General features: G+C 63.1%; 15 protein-coding genes. 6 read left to right on the top strand and 9 right to left on the bottom strand.

Annotation, left to right across the window (positions count from 1 at the left end):
* Positions 1–603 precede the first annotated feature (603 nt).
* The gene (locus tag BCV67_RS04420; RefSeq protein WP_197430063.1) at positions 604–1,050 is read left to right on the top strand and encodes a hypothetical protein; all 447 of its coding nucleotides are present in this window, start codon (positions 604–606) and stop codon (positions 1,048–1,050) included.
* Positions 1,051–2,168: 1,118 nt separating this feature from the next.
* Here the strand turns inward: BCV67_RS04420 and BCV67_RS04410 are convergent.
* A complete protein-coding gene (locus BCV67_RS04410) occupies positions 2,169–3,587 on the bottom strand; it encodes a serine hydrolase domain-containing protein (protein WP_062166640.1) in 1,419 nt (472 codons plus the stop codon).
* A 79-nt stretch (positions 3,588–3,666) separates the two neighbouring features.
* On the opposite strand from BCV67_RS04410, the gene BCV67_RS04405 reads away from it, so the two are divergent.
* Together BCV67_RS04405 and BCV67_RS04400 are read left to right on the top strand one after the other, a co-directional pair.
* Positions 3,667–4,272: a LemA family protein gene (locus tag BCV67_RS04405; RefSeq protein ID WP_062166639.1), complete on the top strand. Its 606-nt coding sequence runs from the start codon at positions 3,667–3,669 to the stop codon at positions 4,270–4,272.
* 30 nt (positions 4,273–4,302) lie between these two features.
* Positions 4,303–6,222: a M48 family metallopeptidase gene (locus BCV67_RS04400; RefSeq protein WP_062166638.1), complete on the top strand. Its 1,920-nt coding sequence runs from the start codon at positions 4,303–4,305 to the stop codon at positions 6,220–6,222.
* 101 nt (positions 6,223–6,323) lie between these two features.
* On the opposite strand, the gene BCV67_RS04395 is transcribed toward BCV67_RS04400, so the two are convergent.
* Positions 6,324–7,907, bottom strand: a complete 1,584-nt coding sequence (locus tag BCV67_RS04395) for a GMC family oxidoreductase (RefSeq protein ID WP_062166637.1) — start codon at positions 7,905–7,907, stop codon at positions 6,324–6,326.
* A gap of 165 nt (positions 7,908–8,072) precedes the next feature.
* On the opposite strand from BCV67_RS04395, the gene BCV67_RS04390 reads away from it, so the two are divergent.
* Both BCV67_RS04390 and BCV67_RS04385 read left to right on the top strand, forming a co-directional pair.
* Positions 8,073–9,398: an NTP/NDP exchange transporter gene (locus BCV67_RS04390; RefSeq protein WP_062166636.1), complete on the top strand. Its 1,326-nt coding sequence runs from the start codon at positions 8,073–8,075 to the stop codon at positions 9,396–9,398.
* A gap of 49 nt (positions 9,399–9,447) precedes the next feature.
* Entirely contained in the window at positions 9,448–9,810 is a 363-nt protein-coding gene (locus tag BCV67_RS04385; RefSeq protein WP_062171405.1) for a DUF1304 domain-containing protein, read from the top strand.
* Positions 9,811–9,998: 188 nt separating this feature from the next.
* Here BCV67_RS04385 and BCV67_RS04380 read toward each other — a convergent pair whose 3' ends face one another.
* From BCV67_RS04380 to BCV67_RS04370, 3 genes are all read right to left on the bottom strand, one after another.
* The gene (locus BCV67_RS04380) at positions 9,999–10,469 is read right to left on the bottom strand and encodes a hotdog fold domain-containing protein (protein ID WP_062166635.1); all 471 of its coding nucleotides are present in this window, start codon (positions 10,467–10,469) and stop codon (positions 9,999–10,001) included.
* Positions 10,470–10,535: 66 nt separating this feature from the next.
* The gene (locus tag BCV67_RS04375; protein ID WP_062166634.1) at positions 10,536–13,016 is read right to left on the bottom strand and encodes an acyl-CoA dehydrogenase; all 2,481 of its coding nucleotides are present in this window, start codon (positions 13,014–13,016) and stop codon (positions 10,536–10,538) included.
* On the bottom strand, positions 13,013–13,918 hold the full coding sequence (locus BCV67_RS04370; RefSeq protein WP_062166633.1) for an alpha/beta fold hydrolase: 906 nt from the start codon (positions 13,916–13,918) through the stop codon (positions 13,013–13,015). Before BCV67_RS04370 ends, BCV67_RS04375 begins: the two co-directional genes overlap by 4 nt.
* A 165-nt stretch (positions 13,919–14,083) precedes the next feature.
* On the opposite strand from BCV67_RS04370, the gene BCV67_RS04365 reads away from it, so the two are divergent.
* Entirely contained in the window at positions 14,084–14,686 is a 603-nt protein-coding gene (locus BCV67_RS04365) for a TetR/AcrR family transcriptional regulator (RefSeq protein ID WP_062166632.1), read from the top strand.
* 68 nt (positions 14,687–14,754) lie between these two features.
* Here the strand turns inward: BCV67_RS04365 and BCV67_RS04360 are convergent, their stop codons facing one another.
* The 4 genes from BCV67_RS04360 to BCV67_RS04345 all read right to left on the bottom strand — a co-directional run bounded on the left by BCV67_RS04360 (position 14,755) and on the right by BCV67_RS04345 (position 21,814).
* On the bottom strand, positions 14,755–16,041 hold the full coding sequence (locus BCV67_RS04360; protein WP_062166631.1) for a putative 2OG-Fe(II) oxygenase: 1,287 nt from the start codon (positions 16,039–16,041) through the stop codon (positions 14,755–14,757).
* Between the two features lie 28 nt (positions 16,042–16,069).
* Positions 16,070–17,989 (bottom strand): tetratricopeptide repeat protein, encoded by a 1,920-nt coding sequence (locus tag BCV67_RS04355; protein WP_062166630.1) that lies wholly within the window; start codon positions 17,987–17,989, stop codon positions 16,070–16,072.
* On the bottom strand, positions 17,982–18,974 hold the full coding sequence (locus tag BCV67_RS04350) for a class I SAM-dependent methyltransferase (protein ID WP_082746492.1): 993 nt from the start codon (positions 18,972–18,974) through the stop codon (positions 17,982–17,984). Before BCV67_RS04350 ends, BCV67_RS04355 begins: the two co-directional genes overlap by 8 nt.
* A 188-nt stretch (positions 18,975–19,162) precedes the next feature.
* Positions 19,163–21,814 carry a TonB-dependent receptor plug domain-containing protein gene (locus BCV67_RS04345; RefSeq protein ID WP_062166628.1) on the bottom strand — a complete coding sequence of 884 codons (2,652 nt, stop codon included), beginning with the start codon at positions 21,812–21,814 and terminating at the stop codon, positions 19,163–19,165.
* Positions 21,815–21,944: the final 130 nt, after the last annotated feature.

Here is a 21,944-nt window from a genome sequence, read left to right as displayed (position 1 = left end):
CAACGCAGTGGCGTGTTGCCGACGTTGAAAAGAATAGTGCGCTTTTACCGATGTTTTTTTACTTTGTGTTTTTCCGGGCGCGTGTTGCGGCGCTGTTGGCGGCGAGCAAAGACCGGGTTCGGCGGCGAGCACGCGGGTGCGGAAGGCTGAAGGCTTCCGAAAAATATTTCGGCAAGATAGTTGACAGTAAAAAAAACCGTGATTAGGTTTCGCCCAGCAGACCTTTCCTGCGGAAGCGAGTGAGCCGGATCAACATTCAGACGCGAAGCACAACTTGGACGTCCGCCAGGATTCTCTTGATGGTGGAGCAGGAGTCGCTTCCTTCCGCGAAACACCCCCCTGATTCCAATAAGGCACCCGCAACGGGAACCGTCGCGGGTGTTTCTGTATCCGTCACGATGCGCTAGACGCGTCGTCGGTCCTCCGCCGAACACCGCGGATTTGCTTCAACTGGGCATTTCAATTCCATAGATCACTGACGAGGAACAAACCATGGCTACGAAGAAAGCTGCTAAAAAGCCGGCCGCCAAGAAGGCGGTAAAGAAAGTCGCCAAGAAGGCTGCCGTGAAGAAGGTTGCCAAGAAGGCAACCGCCAAGAAGGCAGTGAAGAAGGTCGCCAAGAAGGCTGTTGCCAAGAAGGCAACCGCGAAGAAGGCAGTGAAGAAGGTTGCCAAGAAGGCAACTGCCAAGAAGGCCGTGAAGAAGGTTGCCAAGAAGGCAACTGCCAAGAAGGCCGTGAAGAAGGTTGCCAAGAAGGCAACTGCCAAGAAAGCCGTAAAGAAGGTTGCCAAGAAGGCAACTGCCAAGAAGGCCGTAAAGAAGGTTGCCAAGAAGGCAACTGCCAAGAAAGCCGCCAAGAAGGTAGTCAAGAAGGCCGTAAAGAAGGTTGCCAAGAAGGCAGCTGCCAAGAAGGTCGTAAAGAAGACTGCCAAGAAGGTTGCCGCCAAGAAGCCGACCGCCAAGAAGGTTGCTGCGAAGAAGAAGCCGGCCGCTCGCAAGAAGAAGGCCGCTCCGGTTGCGCTGCCGGCCACCCCGGCGCCGCTGATCTGATCCAGCTCCACTAGCTGTACCTGAAACTCCTTCCCCGACTGCCCAGCGGGGAGGGAGTTTTTTTATGCGCGGCTGGCAGACGGGAAGCGCGACAATTTGGGGCCGCCGCTCTGGGAGCGGCATCAGCCGCGAAGCCGGTAGCGCATCAGACCAGGCACCGCGGCCTTTTTTTTGTAGGAGCGGCGTAAGCCGCGAAGCCGACCGTATATCCGACCAGGTAATGCCGCTTCTTTTGTGGGAGCGGCGTCAGCCGCGAAGCCAGTGGCTTATCCGATCAGGCGATATCTGTTCGTCGAAGGGTCCGGCCTATTCGGCCCGCTTCCCTATGGCCAGATCATCAGAGCTGCTCAAGCATCGCCAGCTTCGCGGCTGACACCGCTCCCACAAGGTCGGTGCTGCCGTCATGGATTGCCGGTAATGCCCTTGCCGAGCATGGCTCGGCACTACGCGGCTGCCAGCGGAATATGCTGCCGGCGCAAAAGGAAGGGCGGCCATCGGCCGCCTGTCAGGTGCTGCATTTTTTGTGGGAGCGGCATCAGTCGCGAAGCTAATGGCGCATCGGACCAGGCGATATCTGTTCGTAGAAGGGTCCGGCCTGTTCGGCCCGCTCCCCTGCGACCAGACCATCAAGGGTCACTCAAGCATCGCCAGCTTCGCGGCTGATGCCGCTCCCACAAGGTCGGTGCTGCCGTCATGGTTTGCGGGTAGCGCCTTTGCCGAGCATGGCTCGGCACTACGCGGCTGCTGCGGCAAACCAATCGCACGATCCAGGATGGTCGGCATCATGCCGCTGGGCAGGCTGCTCTCGCGGTTCCACATGATGGCGATCTTTTGTGGGAGCGGCGTCAGCCGCGAAGCCAGTGGCGCATCCGATCAGGCGATGTCTGCCCATTGAGGATCAAGGCCAGTTCGCCACGCTTCCCTGCGATCAGCCCATCAGGGCCGCTCAAGCATCGCCAGCTTCGCGGCTGATGCCGCTCCCACAAGGTCGGTGCTGCCGTCATGGTTGTACGGGTAATGCCCTTGCCGAGCATGGCTCGGCACTAAACGGCTGCCGGCGCAAAAGGAAAGGCAGCCATCGGCCGCCTTTCGGGTACTTCTTTGGAAAGCGGGACGGCTCAGCGCGGTGAGGCCACCGCGCGGTCGGAGGAGGCGCCCTTCTTGCCGCCGCGTGCCGGCGCCGCGTCTTCGGCCATCAGGTTGTCGCTGCCAAAGTCGGTGTCCACATCCAGCCAGCGTTGCGCCGGCAAACCGATCGCACGATCCAGGATGGTCGGCATCATGCCGCTGGGCAGGGTGCTCTCGCCGTTCCACATGATGGCGATGCCCAGATCACGTTCCGGCAGCAGCGCGACCAGGCCGCGATAGCCCTGCACCGCGCCGGCATGGAAGACCACCTGGTGGCCGGAGTAATCGAACACCCGCCAACCCAGCGCGTAACCGGCTGAATCAAGGCGCTGGTGGCGCCAGCCCGAGCGCATTTCGCCGGGGGTGTTGACCAGCGGCGCGTGCAGCGTGGCCAGCAACGGCGCCGGCAGCACATCGGGGCGGTGGCCGGTGTGGGCCAGCAACCATTGCGCCATGTCACTGGCACTGGCGTTGACGCCGGCGGCCGGGGCGACGCGGTAATAGGTGGGCTTGGGCGTCAGCGACACCCAGCCGTTGCGGCTGCGTACATGCGGGCGCGCCCAGCGCGAGCTGGCCTGGATGCCGGCCAGGCCGAGGCTGGCGTCATTCATGCCCAGCGGCTTGAGGATGCGCTTCTCGACAGCCTGCTCGTAGAAACTGCCCGAAGCCGCGAACACCACATCGCCGACCAGGCTGAAGGCAACATTCTGGTAGGAATAGCATTCACCCGGCGAACACTTGAGCGGCGCGGTGGCCAGCTTCTGGGTCAGCGAGTAATAGTCGGCATTGGCCTCGACATCGCGGTCATAGGCATTGCTGGTCAGGCCGACGCGTTGGCTGAGTACGTCGGCCACGGTCAGCTTGTCGGTCGCTTCGGGGGTGGACAGGCGGAAGCCGGGCACGTAATCGGTGACCTTGCTGTCCCAGCGCAGCGTGCCATCGTTGACCAGCAGCCCGGCCATGGTGCCGGCAAACGCCTTGGACAGCGAAGCAAGCCGGAACACGGTATGCGCGTCCACCTGCTGCGGGTTGCTGATATCGGTAACGCCATAGCCCCGTGCCGACAGCACCCGCCCGTTCTGGACGATGGCCATGGCCATGCCGGGCACCCGATTGCCGTAGGTCAGCTGTTCGGCCAGCGATTCGATGGCGGCGACATTGAAGTCCGCCGGCAGCGGTTGCACCTGCTCCGGGCGCAGCGCGGTGCGATAGGGCATCGGCTGCGTCGGCGACTGGTTGGGCGCATTCTCCAGGTTCACCGGCAACACCGTGGCGGCCGGTGCGGCCGCGGGCAGGGTGGTGCTGTGAGTAGGTGTCTGCGCGGTAGACGACAATGCGAAGGGCATCAACACCCCCAGCAATCCCGATGCCACCGGACGAATGTGCCGGCGCGTGCTCTTGTCTTTCATCGTGATCGGTGCCTGTAAGCTACTGCTGTCGGCGATTCTAGCGCCGCTTTTCATCAATGCACAAACGGGGAGAGAATGAATGGGCATCGCTTTGATATTGCTGGTCTTTCTTGTGGTGGTTGTCGCAGTTGTCGCAGCGGGCGTGGGGATCTACAACGGCCTGGTGCGTGCCCGTAACGGTTACAAGAACGCATTTGCGCAGATCGACGTGCAGCTGCAACGGCGTTTTGACCTGATTCCGAACCTGGTGGAGACCGCCAAGGCCTATATGGGCCATGAGCGGCAGACCCTTGAGGCGGTGATTGCCGCACGCAGTGCCGCCCAGTCAGGTTTGGCCGCGGCCAAGGCCGATCCGGGCGATGCGGCGGCGATGGCGCAGCTGGCCGCTTCGCAGGGGCAGTTGAACGGGGTGCTGGGCCGGCTGATGGCGGTGGCCGAGGCCTACCCCGAGCTGAAAGCCAACCAGAACATGATGCAGCTCAGCGAGGAACTCGCCAGCACCGAGAACAAGGTTGCGTTCGCACGCCAGGCCTACAACGACGCGGTGATGGGCTACAACAACCGCCGCGAGACCTTCCCGGCCAATGTATTTGCCGACATGTTCAACTTCTCGACCGCCGCCCTGCTGGACATCCCGGTGGAGAAACGCGAGCAGGTGCGTGAGGCGCCCAAGGTGCAGTTCTGACTCTGACACGGGCGTAACCGGGGGCGCGGGATGAACTTCTTCGAACACCAGGCACAGGCGCGGCGTAATTCCGCGCGGCTGGTGCTGCTGTTTGTGCTGGCGGTGACCGCCATCGTGGCGTTGGTGAATGTGCTGGTGTGGCTCGGCAGCGGCAGCTTACGCATGGTGCTGTGGAGCAGCGTGCTGACCCTGGCGGTGATCGGCCTGGCCTCGCTGTACCGGATCCGCTCGCTGCGCGCTGGCGGTGAGGTGGTGGCCGTGCAGCTGGGTGGCACCGAGGTTGCCGCCGACACCCGCGACCCCAGCCTGCGCCGCCTGCGCAATGTGGTGGAGGAGATCGCCATCGCCTCCGGCGTGCCGATGCCGCGACTGTACGTGCTGGAACAGGACGCCGGCATCAATGCGTTCGCCGCCGGCTATTCGCCGGCCGATGCCACCATCGCGGTGACCCGCGGTGCGCTGCAGCGGCTCAACCGGGATGAACTGCAGGGCGTGATCGCGCACGAGTTCAGCCACATCCTCAATGGCGACATGCGCTTGAACATCCGCCTGATGGGCGTGCTGTTCGGCATCCTGATGCTCAGCGTGATCGGCAAGCGGGTGCTGATGCATACAGGCGGCGGCAGCCGTGTGCGGCTCGGGCGCATCGGCGCGCCGGTGTTGGTGCTGCTGTTGATGGCGCTGGCCGCCATTGTCATCGGCAGCATCGGCGTGTTCTTCGGGCGGCTGATCAAGGCCGCGGTGTCGCGCCAGCGCGAAATCCTGGCCGATGCCTCGGCGGTGCAGTTCACTCGCCAGACCCAGGGCCTGGCCGGTGCATTGAAGAAGATCGGTGGGCTCGACGATGGCTCCCACCTGGCCGATCGCGCCGGTGCCGAGGAAGTCAGCCATATGTTGTTCGGCGAAGGGCTGCGCCTTTCCCCCTGGTTCGCCACCCACCCGCCGCTGGTGGAGCGGATCCAACGCCTGGAGCCGTGGTTTCGCGCCGAGCAGCTGCAGACGCTGCGCGGCGGCTGGTACAGCGCACCGCCGGATGGCCTGGCCGAGGATCGCACGCTGGGGCTGGCGGGGCACGACGCGCTCAGCGTGGATGCGCTGTTGCCGGGCGCGTCGCAAGCGGTACGCGTCGACCCGGCGCAGGTCGCCGCACAGGTGGGCACACCGGCCGATGATGACTATCAGCAGGCGGTGCACCTGGCCGGCAGTCTGCCGCCACCGCTGCGGGCGCTGGCCGGTGACCGTGGATCGGCGCAACCCTTGTTGCTGGCGATGCTGCTGGACGCGGATGCATCCGTTGCCGCGCAGCAGCGCGAAGCCGTGCGTCGCGCGCTGGGCGAGCCGATGGCCAGCAGCGTACAGAGCCTGGCGACGGGGCCGTTGCGCGAACTGCACGCGGCGCTGCGGTTGCCGCTGGCGGCACTGGCGTTCCCGACCCTGCGCAGCCTGCCGCGGCCGCAGCTGGATGCGTTCATGCGCTGCATTGATGCGCTGACGCATGCCGATGGCCGCATCTCCCTGTTCGAATACTGCCTGTCGCGGCTGTTGCTGGTGCAGGTACAGGCGGCGTTGGATCCCTCGCGCCATCTGCACTTCGGCCGCCGCAAGACCACCAGTGTGCAGAAGGAGTTCGCCACGCTGCTGGCGGTGGTTGCGCGCGCCGGCAACCCCGGCGACGAGGGCGCCGCACGCCGTGCCTACCTGGCTGGCCTGCAGCGGATACTGCCGCAGGATCACCTGCCGTACGCGCCACCTGCCAACGGCGTGCTGGCGCTGGACGCGGTATGGGCGCCGCTGGATTCGATGGACCCGTTGGCCAAGCAGCTGCTGGTGGAAGCGGTGACTGCAACCGTCAGCCACAACCAGCGCGTCAACGTCGCCGAGGCCGAGTTGCTGCGGACCATCTGCGCCACCTTGCACTGTCCGCTGCCGGCGATGCTGCAGGTGGGCTGAGGGCGGGCAGGCAGGCAGGCAGGCAGGCTCGTTTTCGCCGGCCTCTCTTCAACCCGCCAGCAGCGGCGCTGCTTGGGGTTGTCGCCTGAAAAGCCGCGCACTCAGCCCAGTATCAAACTGGCCGCGCGCTCGGCGATCATGATGGTGGGCGCATTGGTATTGCCGCTGACCAGGGTGGGCATTACGGAAGCATCGATCACCCGCAGCCCATCGACGCCGCGCACGCGCAGCTGCGGATCGACCACGGCAGCGTCGTCATTGCCCATTCTGCAGGTGCCGATCGGGTGGTAGATGGTCTCGGCCTTGGCGCGGATGAAGGCCTCCAGACCGGCATCGTCCAGGTCGTCGCGCTCGGGGAACAGCGGTGCCTTGCGCCAGGGGGCGAATGCCGCCTGCTGCAGGATGTCGCGGCTCAAGCGCGCGGCCTCGACCATCATCTTCATGTCGAAGCCTTCCGCATCGCTCAGGTAGTTGGCGTGGATGCGCGCAGGTGCGGCCGGGTCGCCACTGTGCAGGCCGATATGGCCACGGCTGCGCGGATGCAGGTAGCAGGCATGCAGGGTGTAGCCATCGCCGGGCAGGCGGTTGCGACCATGGTTGTCCAGCATCGCCGGGACGAAGTGCAGTTGGATATCCGCACGCTCATCCGGTGCGAACCGCGAGCGCAGGAAACCACCGGCTTCGGCCACATTGCTGGTGCCGGCACCGCGGTGGCCGCGCAGGAAGTAGTTCAGGCCGATCATCACTTCGCTGGCGCGGTCGTAGCTGACGCCGGGCACGCTGCGGTACAGCGTGCAGATATCCAGATGGTCCTGCAGGTTGGCGCCGACGCCGGGTTGGTCCAGCTGCACGTCGATGCCATGCGCGCGCAGCGCATCGGCCGGGCCTATGCCGGACAGCATCAGCAGCTGCGGTGAGTTGATCGCGCCGGCACTGAGCAGGACTTCGGCAGCGGCGCGGAACTGCTCGCGTCTGCCGCCCACGCGCAGGTGCACGCCGGTAACGCGCCCTGCGTCGATCTGCAGCCGTTCCACCAATGCGCCGGTGAGTACCTGCAGATTGGCCCGCGCGCGCACTGGCGCGAGGTACGCGGCCGCTGAGGAGCAACGTGCACCATTCTTCTGCGTGACCTGGTACAGACCGACACCTTGGTGCTGGACGCCGTTGAAGTCGTTGTTGTGGTTGTAACCGGCCTGCTGCCCGGCGGCGATGAAGGCATGGCTGAGTGGATTGACGTAGCGCAGGTCGGCGACCTGCAGCGGACCATCGGCGCCGTGCAGCGCATCGGCACCGCGTGCGTTGCCTTCGCTGTAGCGGAACCACGGCAGCACGCTGTCCCAGTTCCAGCCGCTGGCGCCGGCCTGCGCCCAACGGTCGTAGTCGCCGGGTACGCCGCGCACGTAGCACATCGCATTGATCGAACTGGACCCGCCCAGCACCTTGCCGCGCGGCCACCACAGCCGACGGTTGCCCAGCGCCGGTTCGGGCTCGGTGTCGTAGCTCCAGTTGACGCGGCGGTTGTTGACCAGCCGGGCGATGCCGGCCGGCATGTGGATGAAGGGATGCCAGTCGCGTGGCCCCGCCTCGATCAGCAGTACCCGCAGCTGCGGGTCGGCGCTGAGCCGGTTGGCCAGCACGCAGCCGGCCGAGCCCGCGCCGACGATGATGTAGTCGAATTCCTTCACGGCTTTCCCCTTTCCGATCCGTGAGGATAGAACGGCACGTTGTGTGGGAGTAAGCCCTGGCGCACTGGCGATGTTGCAATGCATTAGATAACGTACGCGCTCCGCCGAACCCCCGGAGTTTCCGATGCCGCCGTCCTCTCGCCACCCGCAGTGCCGGGGTGCCGCATGACCGCTACGCGCGGATCCGGTGCGCAGTCCCTGCTGCACGCGCTGCGCGGCTCACCGCCGTTGTGGTGGTCGTTCCTGTACTTCTTCTGCTTGCTCAGCGGTTACTACGTGCTGCGCCCGGTGCGCGAGGCGATGGCGGCCTCGTCCAACATGGACACCTTGTTCCCGCCAGGATTGATTGCCTGGTTCGCGGCGCATGGCATGCCGCTGAAGGACTTCACCCTGCAGTTCCTGTTTTCCTGCGTGTTCCTGATCATGCTGGTGCTGCAACCACTGTACGGCTGGCTGGTCAGCCGTTACCCGCGACGGGTGTTCCTGCCGCTGGTGTATGGCTTCTTCATCTTCACCCTGTTGGTTTTCTACGCGATGTTCAATGCCGGCGTGCCGGGCCGGGGCATGGCGTTCTTCTTCTGGATCACCGTGTTCAACCTGTTCGCGGTGGCGGTGTTCTGGAGCTTCATGGCCGACGTGTTCTCCAACGCGCAGGCACGGGCGTATTACGGCTATATCGGTGCGGCCGGTACGGTGGGGGCATTCCTCGGGCCGATCATCACCAGCTCGCTGGTGCAACGGGTGGGCATCGCCAACCTGATGCTGGTGTCGGCCGGTTTCCTGTCGATCTGCCTGTTCTGCATCTGGCGGCTGCGGCCCTGGGCGGTGCAGCGCGAGCGCGAGCAGCAGCTGGTTGACGGCGAACAGCCGATGGGCGGCAGTGTGTACGATGGGCTCAAGCTGATCGCGCGCGAGCCGCTGCTGCGTTGGCTGGCGCTGATGGTGGTGTTCGGGGTGGGCGTGGGCACCATGCTTTACAACGAGCAGGCAGCGATCGCCCGCCGCCTGATCACCGACCCGGCCGCGAGCACCGCGTTCTATTCGCGCATCGACCTGGCGGTGAACGCGCTGACCCTGGTGATCCAGCTGGGGCTGACCCGCTGGTTGCTGTCGCGCTATGGCGTGGCCCCTGCGCTGCTGATCCCGGGGCTGGCGATCATTGTCGGGTTCTCGGTACTGGCGGCCTCGCCGTTTCCGCTGATGGTGGCGGTGGTGCAGGTGCTGACGCGCGCCAGTGAGTTCTCACTGGGCAAGCCGGCGCGCGAGACGATCTATACGCGTGTGGACCGGCAATGGCGCTACAAGGCCGGTGCGGCCATCGATACGGTGCTCTACCGCGGTGCCGACCTGACCTTCGCATGGGTGCACAAAGGCTTGTCGCTGTTTGGGTCCTGGGCGGTGTTCATCGGCGGCGCGGCGGTGGCGGTGCTGATGACGCTGTCGGCGCTGGGCGTATTGCGCGAAGAGAAGAAGCTGCCGCAGGATCGTTGAGTTGTTCCCTGCGGCGGAGTTGCCGCTGTGCTTTCAGGAAGAGATGCCGATGAGCGTATTGGCTTTGTCTGGATTGCTGGTGACGCTGCTGGTGGCGGCGATGCACGTGTATTTCCTCGTATTGGAAATGTTCCTGTGGACCAAGCCGCTGGGCTTGAAGACTTTCCGCAATACGCCTGAGAAGGCACAGGCCACGCGGGTGCTGGCGGCAAACCAGGGGCTTTACAACGGCTTCCTCGCTGCCGGCATCTTCGCCGGACTGGTGCTGGCACAGCCGGTGCTGGTGACCTTCTCGCTGGTCTGCGTGGTGATCGCCGGCGCGTACGGGGCTTACAGCGTCAATCGGCGGATCTTCTTCATCCAGGCACTGCCGGCAATCCTCGCGTTGCTGCTGCGCGCAGCACACATGTAGTGCCGAGCCATGCTCGGCAGTGGCGTTACCGATATCCCGTCAGCACACACGTAGCCCGGGTAAGCGCAGCGCACCCGGGGCTTTTCGCGAAAAACTCCCGGGTGCGCTGCGCTTACCCGGGCTACGGGGGCCGGTTCGGATGGTTCATCTGGTAAGGCCCTTGCCGAGCATGGCTCGGCACTACAGGGTCAGGCTTTTTTCGGGGATACCCACATTGCGATGCGGGCCTCAAACACTTCCACGCCCTTGCTGTCGGTCACCCGCACCAACACCGGCAGGTCGTAGCCGGCGGCAGCACTGACGATGGGAATTTCCGGGCTGGCCACTGCCGTCAATACGCCCAGCGCCTTGGCTTGGTACTTCACTTCCATGCCCTTGGGGATCCAGCGCATGTCGGCGGGCAGGCTGGCGTCGACCATCACCCCGCCGACCAGCTCGGCCAGATTGCACATGGCAATCGCATGCACGGTGCCGATGTGGTTGCTGATGCGGCGGCGCTGGCGGATCACACCTTCGCAGCGGCCCGGTTCCAGCACGGTGATCAGCGGCGAGATGCTGGCGAAGTAGGGCGCCTTGAAGCACACCGCGCGCGAAAACAACCAGTTGCCGGCGGGCCAGCGGGTGAAGCGGCGGTACAGCGAAAGCAGCGGAGCGGTCATGGTGTGGATTCCTGAAAGAAAAACGGCGGGCACAAGGCCCGCCGTCGGTGTTGCATATGCGCTGGCTTATGCGGCCTGCTGCGGCTGTGGGCGCTGCTTGCCCGGCAGGTCGTAGTAGCCGGCCGAACGCAGTTCGTGCGGTTCGAAGTCGTCCACGGTGATGGTGTCCATGGTCAGCTCGCGCAGTTCTTCCAGCAGCTTGCGCTCGTCCAGAGTGATCACGCCCTCGGCCACGGCCTCGTCCAGCTGGCTGGCGAAGGTCAGGGCTTCGATGCCCTTGGTCTTCAGCGCCTTGATGAACTTGCGCTCCACCGGCTCGGCCATGATCGCCTTGGACAGGTAGCTGTTGATGCGGCCGCCCGGGTTGTTTTCGCACGGGGTCAGGAACACGCCTTGGGCCAGGCGGTCACGGGCTTCGCCCGGGGCCATCAATGTGGCGGCTACACGGCGACTCAAGCGGTCACCCGGTGCTTCGGCACGACGGCCGAACGGGAAGATCAAAGCCCACATCAGCCAGCCGATCGGACGGATCGGGAAGTTGCGCAGCGCTGCCGACAGCGACTCTTCGATCTTGTGCACGCTGTCGTGGAAGGCCCAGGCCAGCAGCGGCTGGTCGGCCTGCGGTGCGCCTTCGTCGTGGTAGCGCTTGAGCATGGCGCTGGTCATGTAGATGTGGCTGAGCACATCACCGAGACGGCCGGACAGCGACTCCTTGAACTTGAGCTTGCCGCCGAGCGTCATCATCGAGATGTCGGCCATCAGGGCCAGGTTGGCCGAGTAACGGTCCAGCTTGCGGAAGTAACGGCGGGTGTAAGCGTCACCCGGTGCAGCGCCGAAGCGCGCGCCGGTCAGGCCGAACCACAGCGAACGCACGGCGTTGGAAATGCCGAAGCGCACATGGCCGAACAGTGCCTGGTCGAACTCGCGCAGGCCTGCCTTGCGGTCTTCATCCTGCGCGGCCTTCATTTCCCTCAGCACCCACGGGTGGCAGAGGATGGCGCCCTGGCCGAAGATCAGCAGCGAGCGGGTCATGATGTTGGCGCCTTCCACCGTGATGGCGATCGGCGCGGCCTGCCAGCTGCGGCCGGCGAAGTTGCGCGGCCCCAAGATGATGCCCTTGCCGCCGATCACGTCCATCACATCGGAAATGACTTCGCGGCTCATGTTGGTGCAATGGTATTTGGCAATCGCCGATGGCACCGACGGCACGTCACCACGGTCAACCGCGGCCGCGGTGGCCTGCGACAGCGCGCTGATCTTGTAGGCCTTGCCGCCGATGCGGGCCAGCGCTTCTTCCACACCTTCGAAGCGGCCGACCGACAGGCCGAACTGCTTGCGGATGCGTGCATAGGCACCGGTCACCACCGCGCCAGCCTTGGCACCGCCCGAAGCGGTGGAGGGCAGGGTGATGGAGCGGCCAACGGCCAGACACTCATTGAGCATGTTCCAGCCCAGGCCACGCTTCTCGGCGCCGCCGATCAGCTGGCTCAGCGGGATGAAAACGTCCTTGCCGCGGATCGGGCCATTCTGGAAGGTGGAGTTCAGCGGGAAATGGCGACGGCCGATTTCCACGCCATCGGTGTCACGCGGCAGCAGCGCCAGGGTGATGCCGATGTCCTTGGTGTCGCCGAGCAGGCCGTCCGGGTCGTACATGCGGAAGGCCATGCCGATCAGGGTCGCGACCGGGGCCAGGGTGATGTAGCGCTTGTCGAAGGTCAGCTTCAGGCCCAGCACTTCCTCGCCCTTCCACATGCCCTTGCAGACGATGCCGAAGTCGGGGATGGAGGTGGCATCGGAGCCGGCGAACGGGCCGGTCAAACCGAAGCAGGGCACTTCCTGGCCGATGGCCAGACGCGGCAGGTAGTAGTCCTTCTGCTCCTGCGTGCCGTAATGGTTGAGCAGCTCACCCGGGCCCAGCGAGTTGGGCACGCCGACGGTGGAGCTGACCACGCTGGAAACCGAGGCCAGCTTCTGGATCACCTTGTGGTGAGCCAGCGCGCTGAAACCCAGGCCGCCGTATTCCTTCGGGATGATCATGCCGAAGAACTTGTTCTTCTTGATGAACTCCCACATGTCCGGCGGCAGGTCCGCGTACACATGGGTGATCTCGAAGTCGTTGACCATCTTGCACAGTTCTTCCACCGGGCCGTCCATGAAGGCCTGTTCCTCGGCGGTGAGCTGCGGCTTGGGATAGTTGAGCAGGATGTTCCAGTCCGGGTCGCCGGTGAACAGTTCGCCTTCAAAGCCGACCGAGCCGGTTTCCAGGGCGATGCGCTCGGTCTTGGACAGCGGCGGCAGCACCTTGCGGAACACGCCCATGAACGGCGCGGTGATCAGCGGCTTGCGCAGGAACGGCAGCAGCACCGGCACGCTGATCAGCGCAACGATGGCCGCAGCGACGATGATCGCGGTCTGGTTGACGCTGGTGAACCAGCAGATAGCCAGGGCCACCACGCTGATCAGCGTCCACACCACCAGACGCATGCGGTGGTAGGCAACAAAGGCACCTGCAAGCAGCAGGGCCAGGAAGGGTACGACGATGCTCATGGACGTGCTCCGGTAACGTGCTCGGTTCGGGCGGACGCTGCGGAAGGCAGGGCGTCCAGATAGTTCAACACGGCGGCGGTAAACGCATTGTTGTCATCGCCGGCCACCATGTGGGTGGCGTCGGGCAGATGGACATGCTGTGCGTGCGGCACCAGCGCCATGAATTCTTCAACGGTCTGCGGCGAGACCAGGTCACTGCGGCCACCACTGACCAGCAGCAGCGGGCATTGCACCTTGCGCGCCGCTTCGGCGATCACATCCTGGTGCTGTTCGCTGTCGCGCGCCAGTTCGTCGACCAGGCGCGGATCCCAATGCCAGCTCCAGCGGCCGTCCTTGCCCGGGCGCAGCAGCGCGCGCAGCGACTCCTCGCTCTTGCGCGGACGGTGCGGCATATAGCTGGCAATGCTGTCGGCCGCGGCTTCCAGCGACGCAAAGCCCTCGGGATGCGCGCTCATGAAGGCAAGGATGCGCTCGACACCCCGGGTTTCCCAGCGCGGAGTGATGTCGACCAGCACCATCGCCGAGAACAGGCCCGGCCAGCGCGCTTCGGCCATCAGGCCGAACAGGCCGCCCATCGAGGCGGCCACCAACACTGGCGGGCGCGGCAGCTCACCGGCCACCACGATCAGGTCATCGGTGAACTGGTCACCGTGGTAGGGCAGATCAGCGGCGTTCCAATCCGAGTCGCCATGGCCTCGCGCGTCGTAGCTGAGCGTGGCATGGCCGGCCGCATTGAGCGCTTCGGCGGTAGTGGTCCAGGCGCCGCGGGTCTGGCCGAAGCCGTGCGCGAACAGGATGCCCGGCTGTTTTCCGGGGTGGCGGGACGCGCCAAGTGCCGCGCCATGCGCGCCTTCAAGGCGGATGTCTTCAGCAGAAACTGCAGAGGGAATTGGCATAACCATACCTGATGGTATGGAAAGGCCTGAATGACTGTCAATACCCGGCAGTATGGAAACCCTGTACAGGTACAGCAGGGGACGCCTGTCTGGGCGCATGGCGGTGGGATTGCCCGCGTTTTTGTCGCTCACATACTGCAACCAGTCCCCGCCGTATGGTTAAATCTGTCCATGAACGATTCCCCAGTTTCCAGCACCGAAGCCCGCAGTACGCGGCACAGCCGTCTGAGCGCGGATGACTGGGCGCAGGCAGCCTTGGATCTGATCGCCGAGCAGGGCGTAGGCGCGGTTGCGGTGGAGCCGCTGGCGCGCCGCCTTGGCGTGACCAAGGGCAGTTTTTACTGGCATTTCCCCTCGCGTGACGCGCTGCTGCAAGCGGCCTTGGAGCGCTGGGAAGTGGTGGAGCAGCAGCAGGTATTCGGCAGCCTGGAAGAGGTGCCGGATCCACGCACGCGGCTGCGCGCGCTGTTCCAGCTGGTGGCGCACGAAGTCACCCCGCATGTCATTTACAGCGAACTGCTCAAGGCGCTGGACAACCCGATGGTGCGGCCGGTCATCGACCGTGTCTCGCAGCGCCGCATGGAATACCTGATCGCCTCGTTCCGCCAGGCCGGGCTCAGCTCTACCGACGCACGGCATCGTGCGCGTCTGGCCTATGCGGCCTACGTCGGCTTCCTGCAGTTGTCATTGCAATTGCAGCAGCCCAAGCAGGCCCGCGAGGATTTCGAAGCCTATGTCGAGCATGTGATCGAGACGTTGATTCCGGCCAATTGATCCTCGTTGGTGCTGCATAGGGACCTGATTGCGGTGCCTCGGACTTGCAGGCGACCTGCACCGTTGATTCAACGCATCGGAATGACATCGAATGCGATGCTGATCCGTGGGGATCGTCCTTGATAGGCTGTGGTGTTGTGGAAGAAGTAGGACGGGAACGTGACAAGGCGGCCTGAGGTCGGGATCACCTTGTGTTCCATGTCAGGCCTCTGCAGTGGAAGTCCCTCCTGGGGATGTCCGAATAGCAGGTTGCCCGCCGCAGGGGTGTCCGGTTGACCGGGATCGACGTAGAACACCCCGCTGAGCCAGCCCGCTGGATGGATATGCGGTGCTTGGTGGCCTCCCTGTTCGAGCACGGTGATCCATGATTGCAGTCGCCAGTGCCGCGGCATGGCTTTCATCCAAGGATGATCGGACAGCGGTGCCGCGGCAGAAAGTGCCCGTATCCGCGATTCGACGGCCTGCAAGAGCAACTGCTCAAAGCGTTGCAACTCCTGATCTTGTGACAGGTCCAGGATCGGGCTCTGCCGGCCGAGCGTAGTGGAGCGCCCGGCGGGTTCCCAGATCAGGCCCGAATGTGAGAGTGACAGTTCACGTAGGGCGTCCAGGTTGATCATGGTACTGGCCAGGACATCATTGCTGCCCAGTAGACGACCATAATCCATCAGTTGGTCAACAAGCTTGTCGTTGCCGAGCTCTTTGCCGGTCATGTACAACCCCGCCAAGGCGGTCTGATCCGTCGGGTCGAGCATCAGTACACGCCGATAGACCTCGTCTGCTTGTTGAATCCTGCCCAGCGACAGCATGCACAAGGCATAGTCGGTAAGCGCGGCCGGATCGGAAGGTATGATGGACAACACGCGTTGATGGACCAAGGCTGCAGCATCAGCCTGATCGGTTTCCCGTAGTGCATTGGCGATGCCGCGCAGGATCACCGGGTCACCGGGACGCTGGCGCTCTGCTTTCTGAAGGTTTTCCAGTGCCGCCACGGCGTTCCCGCAACGTGCATGAATCAGGCCGATGTTGATCCAGGTGTCGGTGTTGGCTGGGTTGATCTGACTGAGGCGCTCGAAATCCAGAAGAGCCTCGTTCATTCGTTCTATCCGGAACAGCACGAGCCCGCGATTGAACAACAGCGGTGGCAGGTCGGGTGCCATCAAAAGGGCCGCGTCAAAATCATGGATCGCCTGCAGATTCCGGCCTGCGGCAGCATGCAGCATGCCACGCAGATAATGGCGCTCGGGATCTTGCGGTGCGACGAGCAGCGCGCGATCGAGCAACTCAATTGCAGCAGCTGGCTGACCTTGCTGGATCAGTTCGCGGATGCAATCGGTGCTTGTAATCTGTCGGGACATAGGGGCGCGTCGAGCGCTGGTCGCAGGCTTATTGATTTAAGTATTGGAGCACGACGGCTTCGATGGAAGCGGCGGCGCGACGGGGGTCGAAAAGATGGTGAACGGCGGCTTGCCGGCGCAGTCGCTGCCGCTGCTCTGATAACAGTGTCGGCGACTTGGCCAGGCGTACAGCGCGTTCGACATATTCATCCACATCCCTGCAGACAAGTTGGTCCATGCCGAGGAAACGATTGATGCCTGAGCCCAAGCGCGCCAACGGCGTTGGCCCTTCAACACAGAGCAGCGGCAGTCCATTGCTTATTGCATGGATCGCGGTTGCACCCGCCTGATAGCGGAACGCGTCGAGGAACAAGTCACAGCTGGCGGCGCGATCCGCCTGTTCATCAAGCTCGACCTTGTCGACCAGATGCAGACGTTCAACAGGGCCACCGCTGGCCTTCCATTGCTGCAGAAAGCCATCGCACGCCACGGGGGGGGCAAATACCATCAGATGTGCGGTGTCGGCCTGGGTGAGGATCTTGCTCCAGCTGCCGATCAGTCTGCTGCAGAGTTTGTAGGTGTTGTTGAAACTGGCGAGCACGGGCGCATCTTCGGGTAGTCCAAACCGGGCCCGGTTGCGAACGCCCGGGTGTGCTGTTGAAGCAGGAAACAGCGTGCCCTCCAAGAGGATCGGCTTGTCGGAGTAGTTCCAGTGCTTGCCGGCAGGCTGGACATGCGCGTCCAGCAGCAGTCCATCCAGCCAAGGCGCTTGCTGGCCATGGATGAAGCCAAGCCATCCCAATTGCACTCGCGCTGGTCTGCCCGCCAATACGGCAGGCCGTGCTCCAAGTGTGAAGCCGCTCATGTCGATCAGGGCATCGATGCAGTCATGTGCAATAAGCTTGGCCAGGCCATCGTCGTCCAATGCGGATACATCCACCAGCGTGTCGAATCCGCTGATGATGGCGGCATGAAGCGTGCGGGTACCGGTCAATGAATAACCGAATACCTCGAAGCGATTACGGTCATGTGCAGCGAAATGTTCCCGCACCAAGGTGCCAATGGCATGCTCACCGAGGTCGGCAGAAAGATAACCGATCCTGATGCGCTGCCCGGTTGGCTGTTTTGGTGCTTTGGCGATGGGCTGTACAAACTGCGCTTCATTCAATATTGCCTGGCTGTAACGCCTGATTGACTCTGCTTTCAGTGTTTCGGGCACTGCCAATGTGGAAAGCAGGAATGGCTCCGGCTCAGGGGAATGGCCGGTGCTGGCTTCCAGCAGCGTGGTCAGCGCGGCAACACTCTTCTCCTCGCTGTCATATTGGCAGAGCATCGCTTGGCAGTGTGCGAGCTGCGCCAGTATGTCAGTGCGTTCTGGCAGCATCCTGTGCGCTGCCCCGAAATCGCGAAGTGCCATGTCCATGCGACCAGACAGGTACTGGCATAGGGCGATATTGATGATTTCGGTCGGATGCTGTGTCGAGGCCCGATGGTAGGCGTAGATGGCACGATCCCATTGCCGCAGCGCCTGCAGTGATTCACCGAGGTAGTGCCAAGCCTCACCGAAGTGCGGTTCCAGCGCGAGTGCTCGCTGCAATGGCTCTTGCGCCGACGCAGCCGATCCAGTGCTGACCATCAGGCTGCCAAGCAACATCCACCCGAGCGCGTTGCGTGGGTCGCGGGTGGTGGTTTCGCGCGAGACGTCCAATGCGCGCTGGTACTGGCCTGTCGCTCGCAGGCAAAGTGCCAGGATGCTGAGAATATCAGCATCGGCTACAGCCAATACTTCGCTCTGATCCAGCAGCGATGCCGCCTCGGCTTCGCTGCCCGATCGCATCAGCAGCACGGCAAAATCGCGCCGGAGCCCAATATCATCCGGTGAGCTTCGTAGGGCATCCTGGTATGCCCTCTTTGCCGCATCCAGTTGGCCGCTGGCGTGCAATTCCCGGGCGTGCTGGGTCTTATTCATAACCAACCACCAACGTCCAGCCCATCACCGTGGAGTTCTGATACAACAGCTTGCCAGTCTGAACCGGAAGGCCGCTGGCGCCCAGCAGCCCGGCCGTTTCCTGCAAGGCGGCGCGATCAAGTGACGCAGCCAGCATCAGCTTCAACCGGGTATGCTCATCCTCCGTCCAAGATCGTAATGACATCACCGCAGCATCGGCATCCTCGGCGCTGCTCCAAGTATGTCTAAGCATCTGTCCCAGGTGTTGTGCCAGTGTCTGCAGGATCTTGGCATCAGGCGATTGCTCCACCCGATCCATCAAGCGGGATGCCACATTATTGAAACCGGTACGTGCGACCTCGGCATGCGGATCGGCGGAGAGTCGCTCGCGCGCTTCGCTGTCGTTTGCCGCTGCCATCCGGCGGAGCAGCGCTCTGGTTGCGTCGAAAATGCCGCTTTCCCGTAGCAACCAGTTGCAGGCATCTGCTTGGCTGCAGCTGACCGAGTGAATCACGGATTCGTGGCTGTGTAGGACCAGTGCAGCACGGCCTTGCGCACCGAGTACTCGCAATATTTCCCTTGTTGCCTGTTCGCGCGGTGCGTACTCGAAGGCAAACTGCGAGCAGATCAAGTTCACTGAGCCGGCCGCGAAAGGGAGTTTGGTCATCGAAGTTTTGGGGTGGAAGTGAATGTTCCCGTACGAAGGTGTTTGTGCTCCGGCAGAGCCGGGCGGATCTATATCGGCGATGTCGATGCCGTGAATCTGCCATTGCAGTGTCCGGCTGCCGGCAAAGGATTGCGCCAACAATGGAATCGCCCCGTTGCCGGTACCAATGTCGACGACAACGGCCTGCTCGCGCAATGTGCCGAATTGTTGTTGCCAGAATCGTGCAAAAGCACCGTCGTAGTTGCCATTGATGCCGGATGCACAGGAATGCAGTACTCCGGTTCGCCAGAGACGCGTCCATGGCGCGGCCTGCTCATCAGGATCGGTTGCGTAGGGCATCTGCAAAGAGTTTTCCGGTTCGGCCGACAGCTTGCGCGAGAGCGTTTACCAGTTCAAGCACTAGGCGTCGCCGGCTGCGAATTTTCTGCTGTTGCGAGATATCTGCCATATCCGGCCAGTATGGTCTCTTGAAAAAGAACGACCCGCCGAAGCGGGTCGTTCAATTTCACAGGTTTCTGTTCAGATGATCAGAAATTCTGCTCGTAACGCAGGTACGGGGTGCGGCCCCAGATGTTGTAGATCGTGTTGATGTAGTTCGGGAAGCCGATAGCCGTCGAGAACTGTGGCATTTTGTTGGCAACGTTGCGAACACCCAGGGTAATACGGGCGTTCCACGGCGTGGCGACGCTGGCTTGTACATCGACCGTGGTCTGCGCGTCGAAGGACGTCGCCTTGGTGCCGCTACTGTGCTTGCCGATGTAGTTGCCGATCACGTTGGCCGACCAGTCGCCGCTGTTCCAGCCCAGACCGAGCTGTGCGCGGTCCTTTGGATAGCGGAACGTGCCTGCGCGCTCCTGCGTGCCTGCACCAACCGGAGTGAAATTGAACTCCAGGGTGTGCGACCAGGCCAGTTTGCTGTTGAACGAGCCGATGCTGGCGGTGTCATAGCGGTAGCTGGCTTCGAAATCCAAACCGCGTGAGGTCTGCATGGCACCGTTGTCGATCGGCAGACGGATCAGCTGGGCCGGGCCCGGCAGCACCGTACCACCTGGAGCAACGATGTCCGGACCACGATCAACACCATAGAGCGGCACACCCTGATCGCCGTAGCGGAACGCCAAGGCGCGCGGGATGGTCGCGATGATGTTGGTGATCTCGATGTCGTAGTAGTCCAAAGCGAGCGACAGAGCGTCATTTGGACTCCACACCACGCCCAGACCCCAGTTGGTGGACTCTTCTGGCTTCAGCTGCTTGTTGGACAGCTGCAGCCAGGTGTACTGGAGGCTGCTGTTGCATGGGTTGTTCGGATACGGCTGATAGGCCGTGTTGCCCGATGCTGCACGATAGGCGGCGAGCGCTTGGCATGCGAGTTCGTCACCACCGGCGTGCGGAATGGTGGAGTCCGGCTCGGATGCCAGATTGGTGGACGACGGTGCGTTGTTGATAGCCGACAGCGTCGGCGCACGGAAACCCTTGCCCCATGAGCCACGTACCAGCAGCGATTCGAGCGGACGGAATTCCAGCGAGACGCGCGGAGAGAACTTGCTACCCACATCGCTGTAGTCGTCGTAACGGCCTGCGAGGGTGACATTCAGGCTGTCGAGCACAGGCAGCAGGGTTTCGAAGTAGACGGCGCCGTAGCTGCGGTCTCCGTTGGTACCTGCACCGGCCGAGCCGAACACGTTGCCAGCAGCACTCTGCGCATCGTACAGCTGGCTCAGAGCGTCCTTGCGGTACTCAAAGCCGGTCACGAAGCCCGCGGTGCGGTCGCCGATGTTGAACAGGTCGAGCGAGATGTTGCCGTCGACGCCCTTGGTCTTGTTGACCGACTCAACGTAGACGGTGTGGCCGATCTTGCCGGCAGAAGCCGCCACGCTCGGATGGGTTGGGTCGAACGGGTTGAAGTTGCCGGAGTCAATCAGTGCCTGCAAGGTGCTGCCGATACCGTAGTTCAGGCCGACGCTGGACTGGGACGAATTTCCGTAGTTGACCGCGACCTCCCAGTCTGCTGTGCCGAACAGCTCGGTGGTGCCGCGCAGGCCCAGGGTGTAATCACGTAGGGTGTCCTTGCGGTGCGAGTCGCGGGTACCCAGCGGAGTGAAGCGGTAGTAGAGGGTGCCAGCTTGACCGAACGGGTTGAACGGGTTGTTCGCGGCGATGGTCGGCAGCTTGCCCGGGCCATTGCCGTTATTATCCACCGGGGCCGATGCGTACACACCCAGGCTCTTGGTCTCCGAGGTCAAGCCGCGGAAGAACATGGTGGTGTTGTCGGTGATGTTGTAATTTCCGTTGACCAGCAAAGCGTTACGACGCAGCGAAGCCTCATTGGCGGAAGTGGCGCCATGGTCGAAGCCGCAGGTGGTGGCGTTGACGCGGATGCTGTTCTCGAAAGTATCGCAGTTGGCGACGCTACGCGTGCCGTTGGCATTGGAGAACGTCGCCGACGAGTTGTACACGCTGGTGGGCCACGCGATGCCAGCGCCAGTGACGATGTTCTTGATCTCGCGGTTGTACATCATCTCGCGGTCCTGGTGATCCAGGACGAAGGTGATGTTGCCGCGGTCGGAGCTGATGCCGGCCGATGCGCTACCGGTGCTGCCGCTCGGGCCGACCTTGGGGCTTTCATAACCCAACTGCAGGCTGGCGCCTTCATAGTCCTTGCGGGTGATGATGTTGACCACGCCGCCGATGGCATCGGAACCATAGACTGCGCCAGCGCCTTCACGCAGGATTTCGATGCGCTCGATCGCCGAGGTCGGAATCATGTTGATATTGGCAGCGCCGCCAGCGAGCGCGCCCGACGGGGTGATGCGGCGGCCGTCCAGCAGCACCAAAGTGTAGGCAGAGCCCAGGCCGCGCATGCTGATGGTTGCCTGCGAGCCGGTTGCCGAGCCCGAGGACTCGCGTGCCGAACCGAACGAGTTGTAGACGTTGTTGCGAAGGAAGTCCGCGACCGAGATTTCACCGGCGGCCTGGATGTCCTGACGGGTAACAACGGTCACCGGGTTCGGGCCTTCGACATCGGTACGCTTGATGCGCGAGCCGGTGACTTCGATGCGGTCCAGATTGGTGGCGCCGCTCTTATCGGCATTCTGGGCGTAGGCGGTACCGGCGGTGCCGGCACTTGCGGCCAGCGCGATGACAACTGCATCGCGCAGTTTGTTGGTCTTGCAATTCATTGGGTCTCTCTCTCTGCCAAGTTGACTTGGGTGTTGCTTGGTGTGGCCGCGAGTGGGTTCGAAAGGCGAACTCAAAACTCATGGCTTGTACCGATAGTACTTGCGACTGCAAATAAATTAAAGATTGGTT

This window comes from Stenotrophomonas nitritireducens, from assembly GCF_001700965.1.
GTDB lineage: Bacteria > Pseudomonadota > Gammaproteobacteria > Xanthomonadales > Xanthomonadaceae > Stenotrophomonas > Stenotrophomonas nitritireducens_A.
This window is presented reverse-complemented; position numbering and strand designations above follow the sequence as displayed.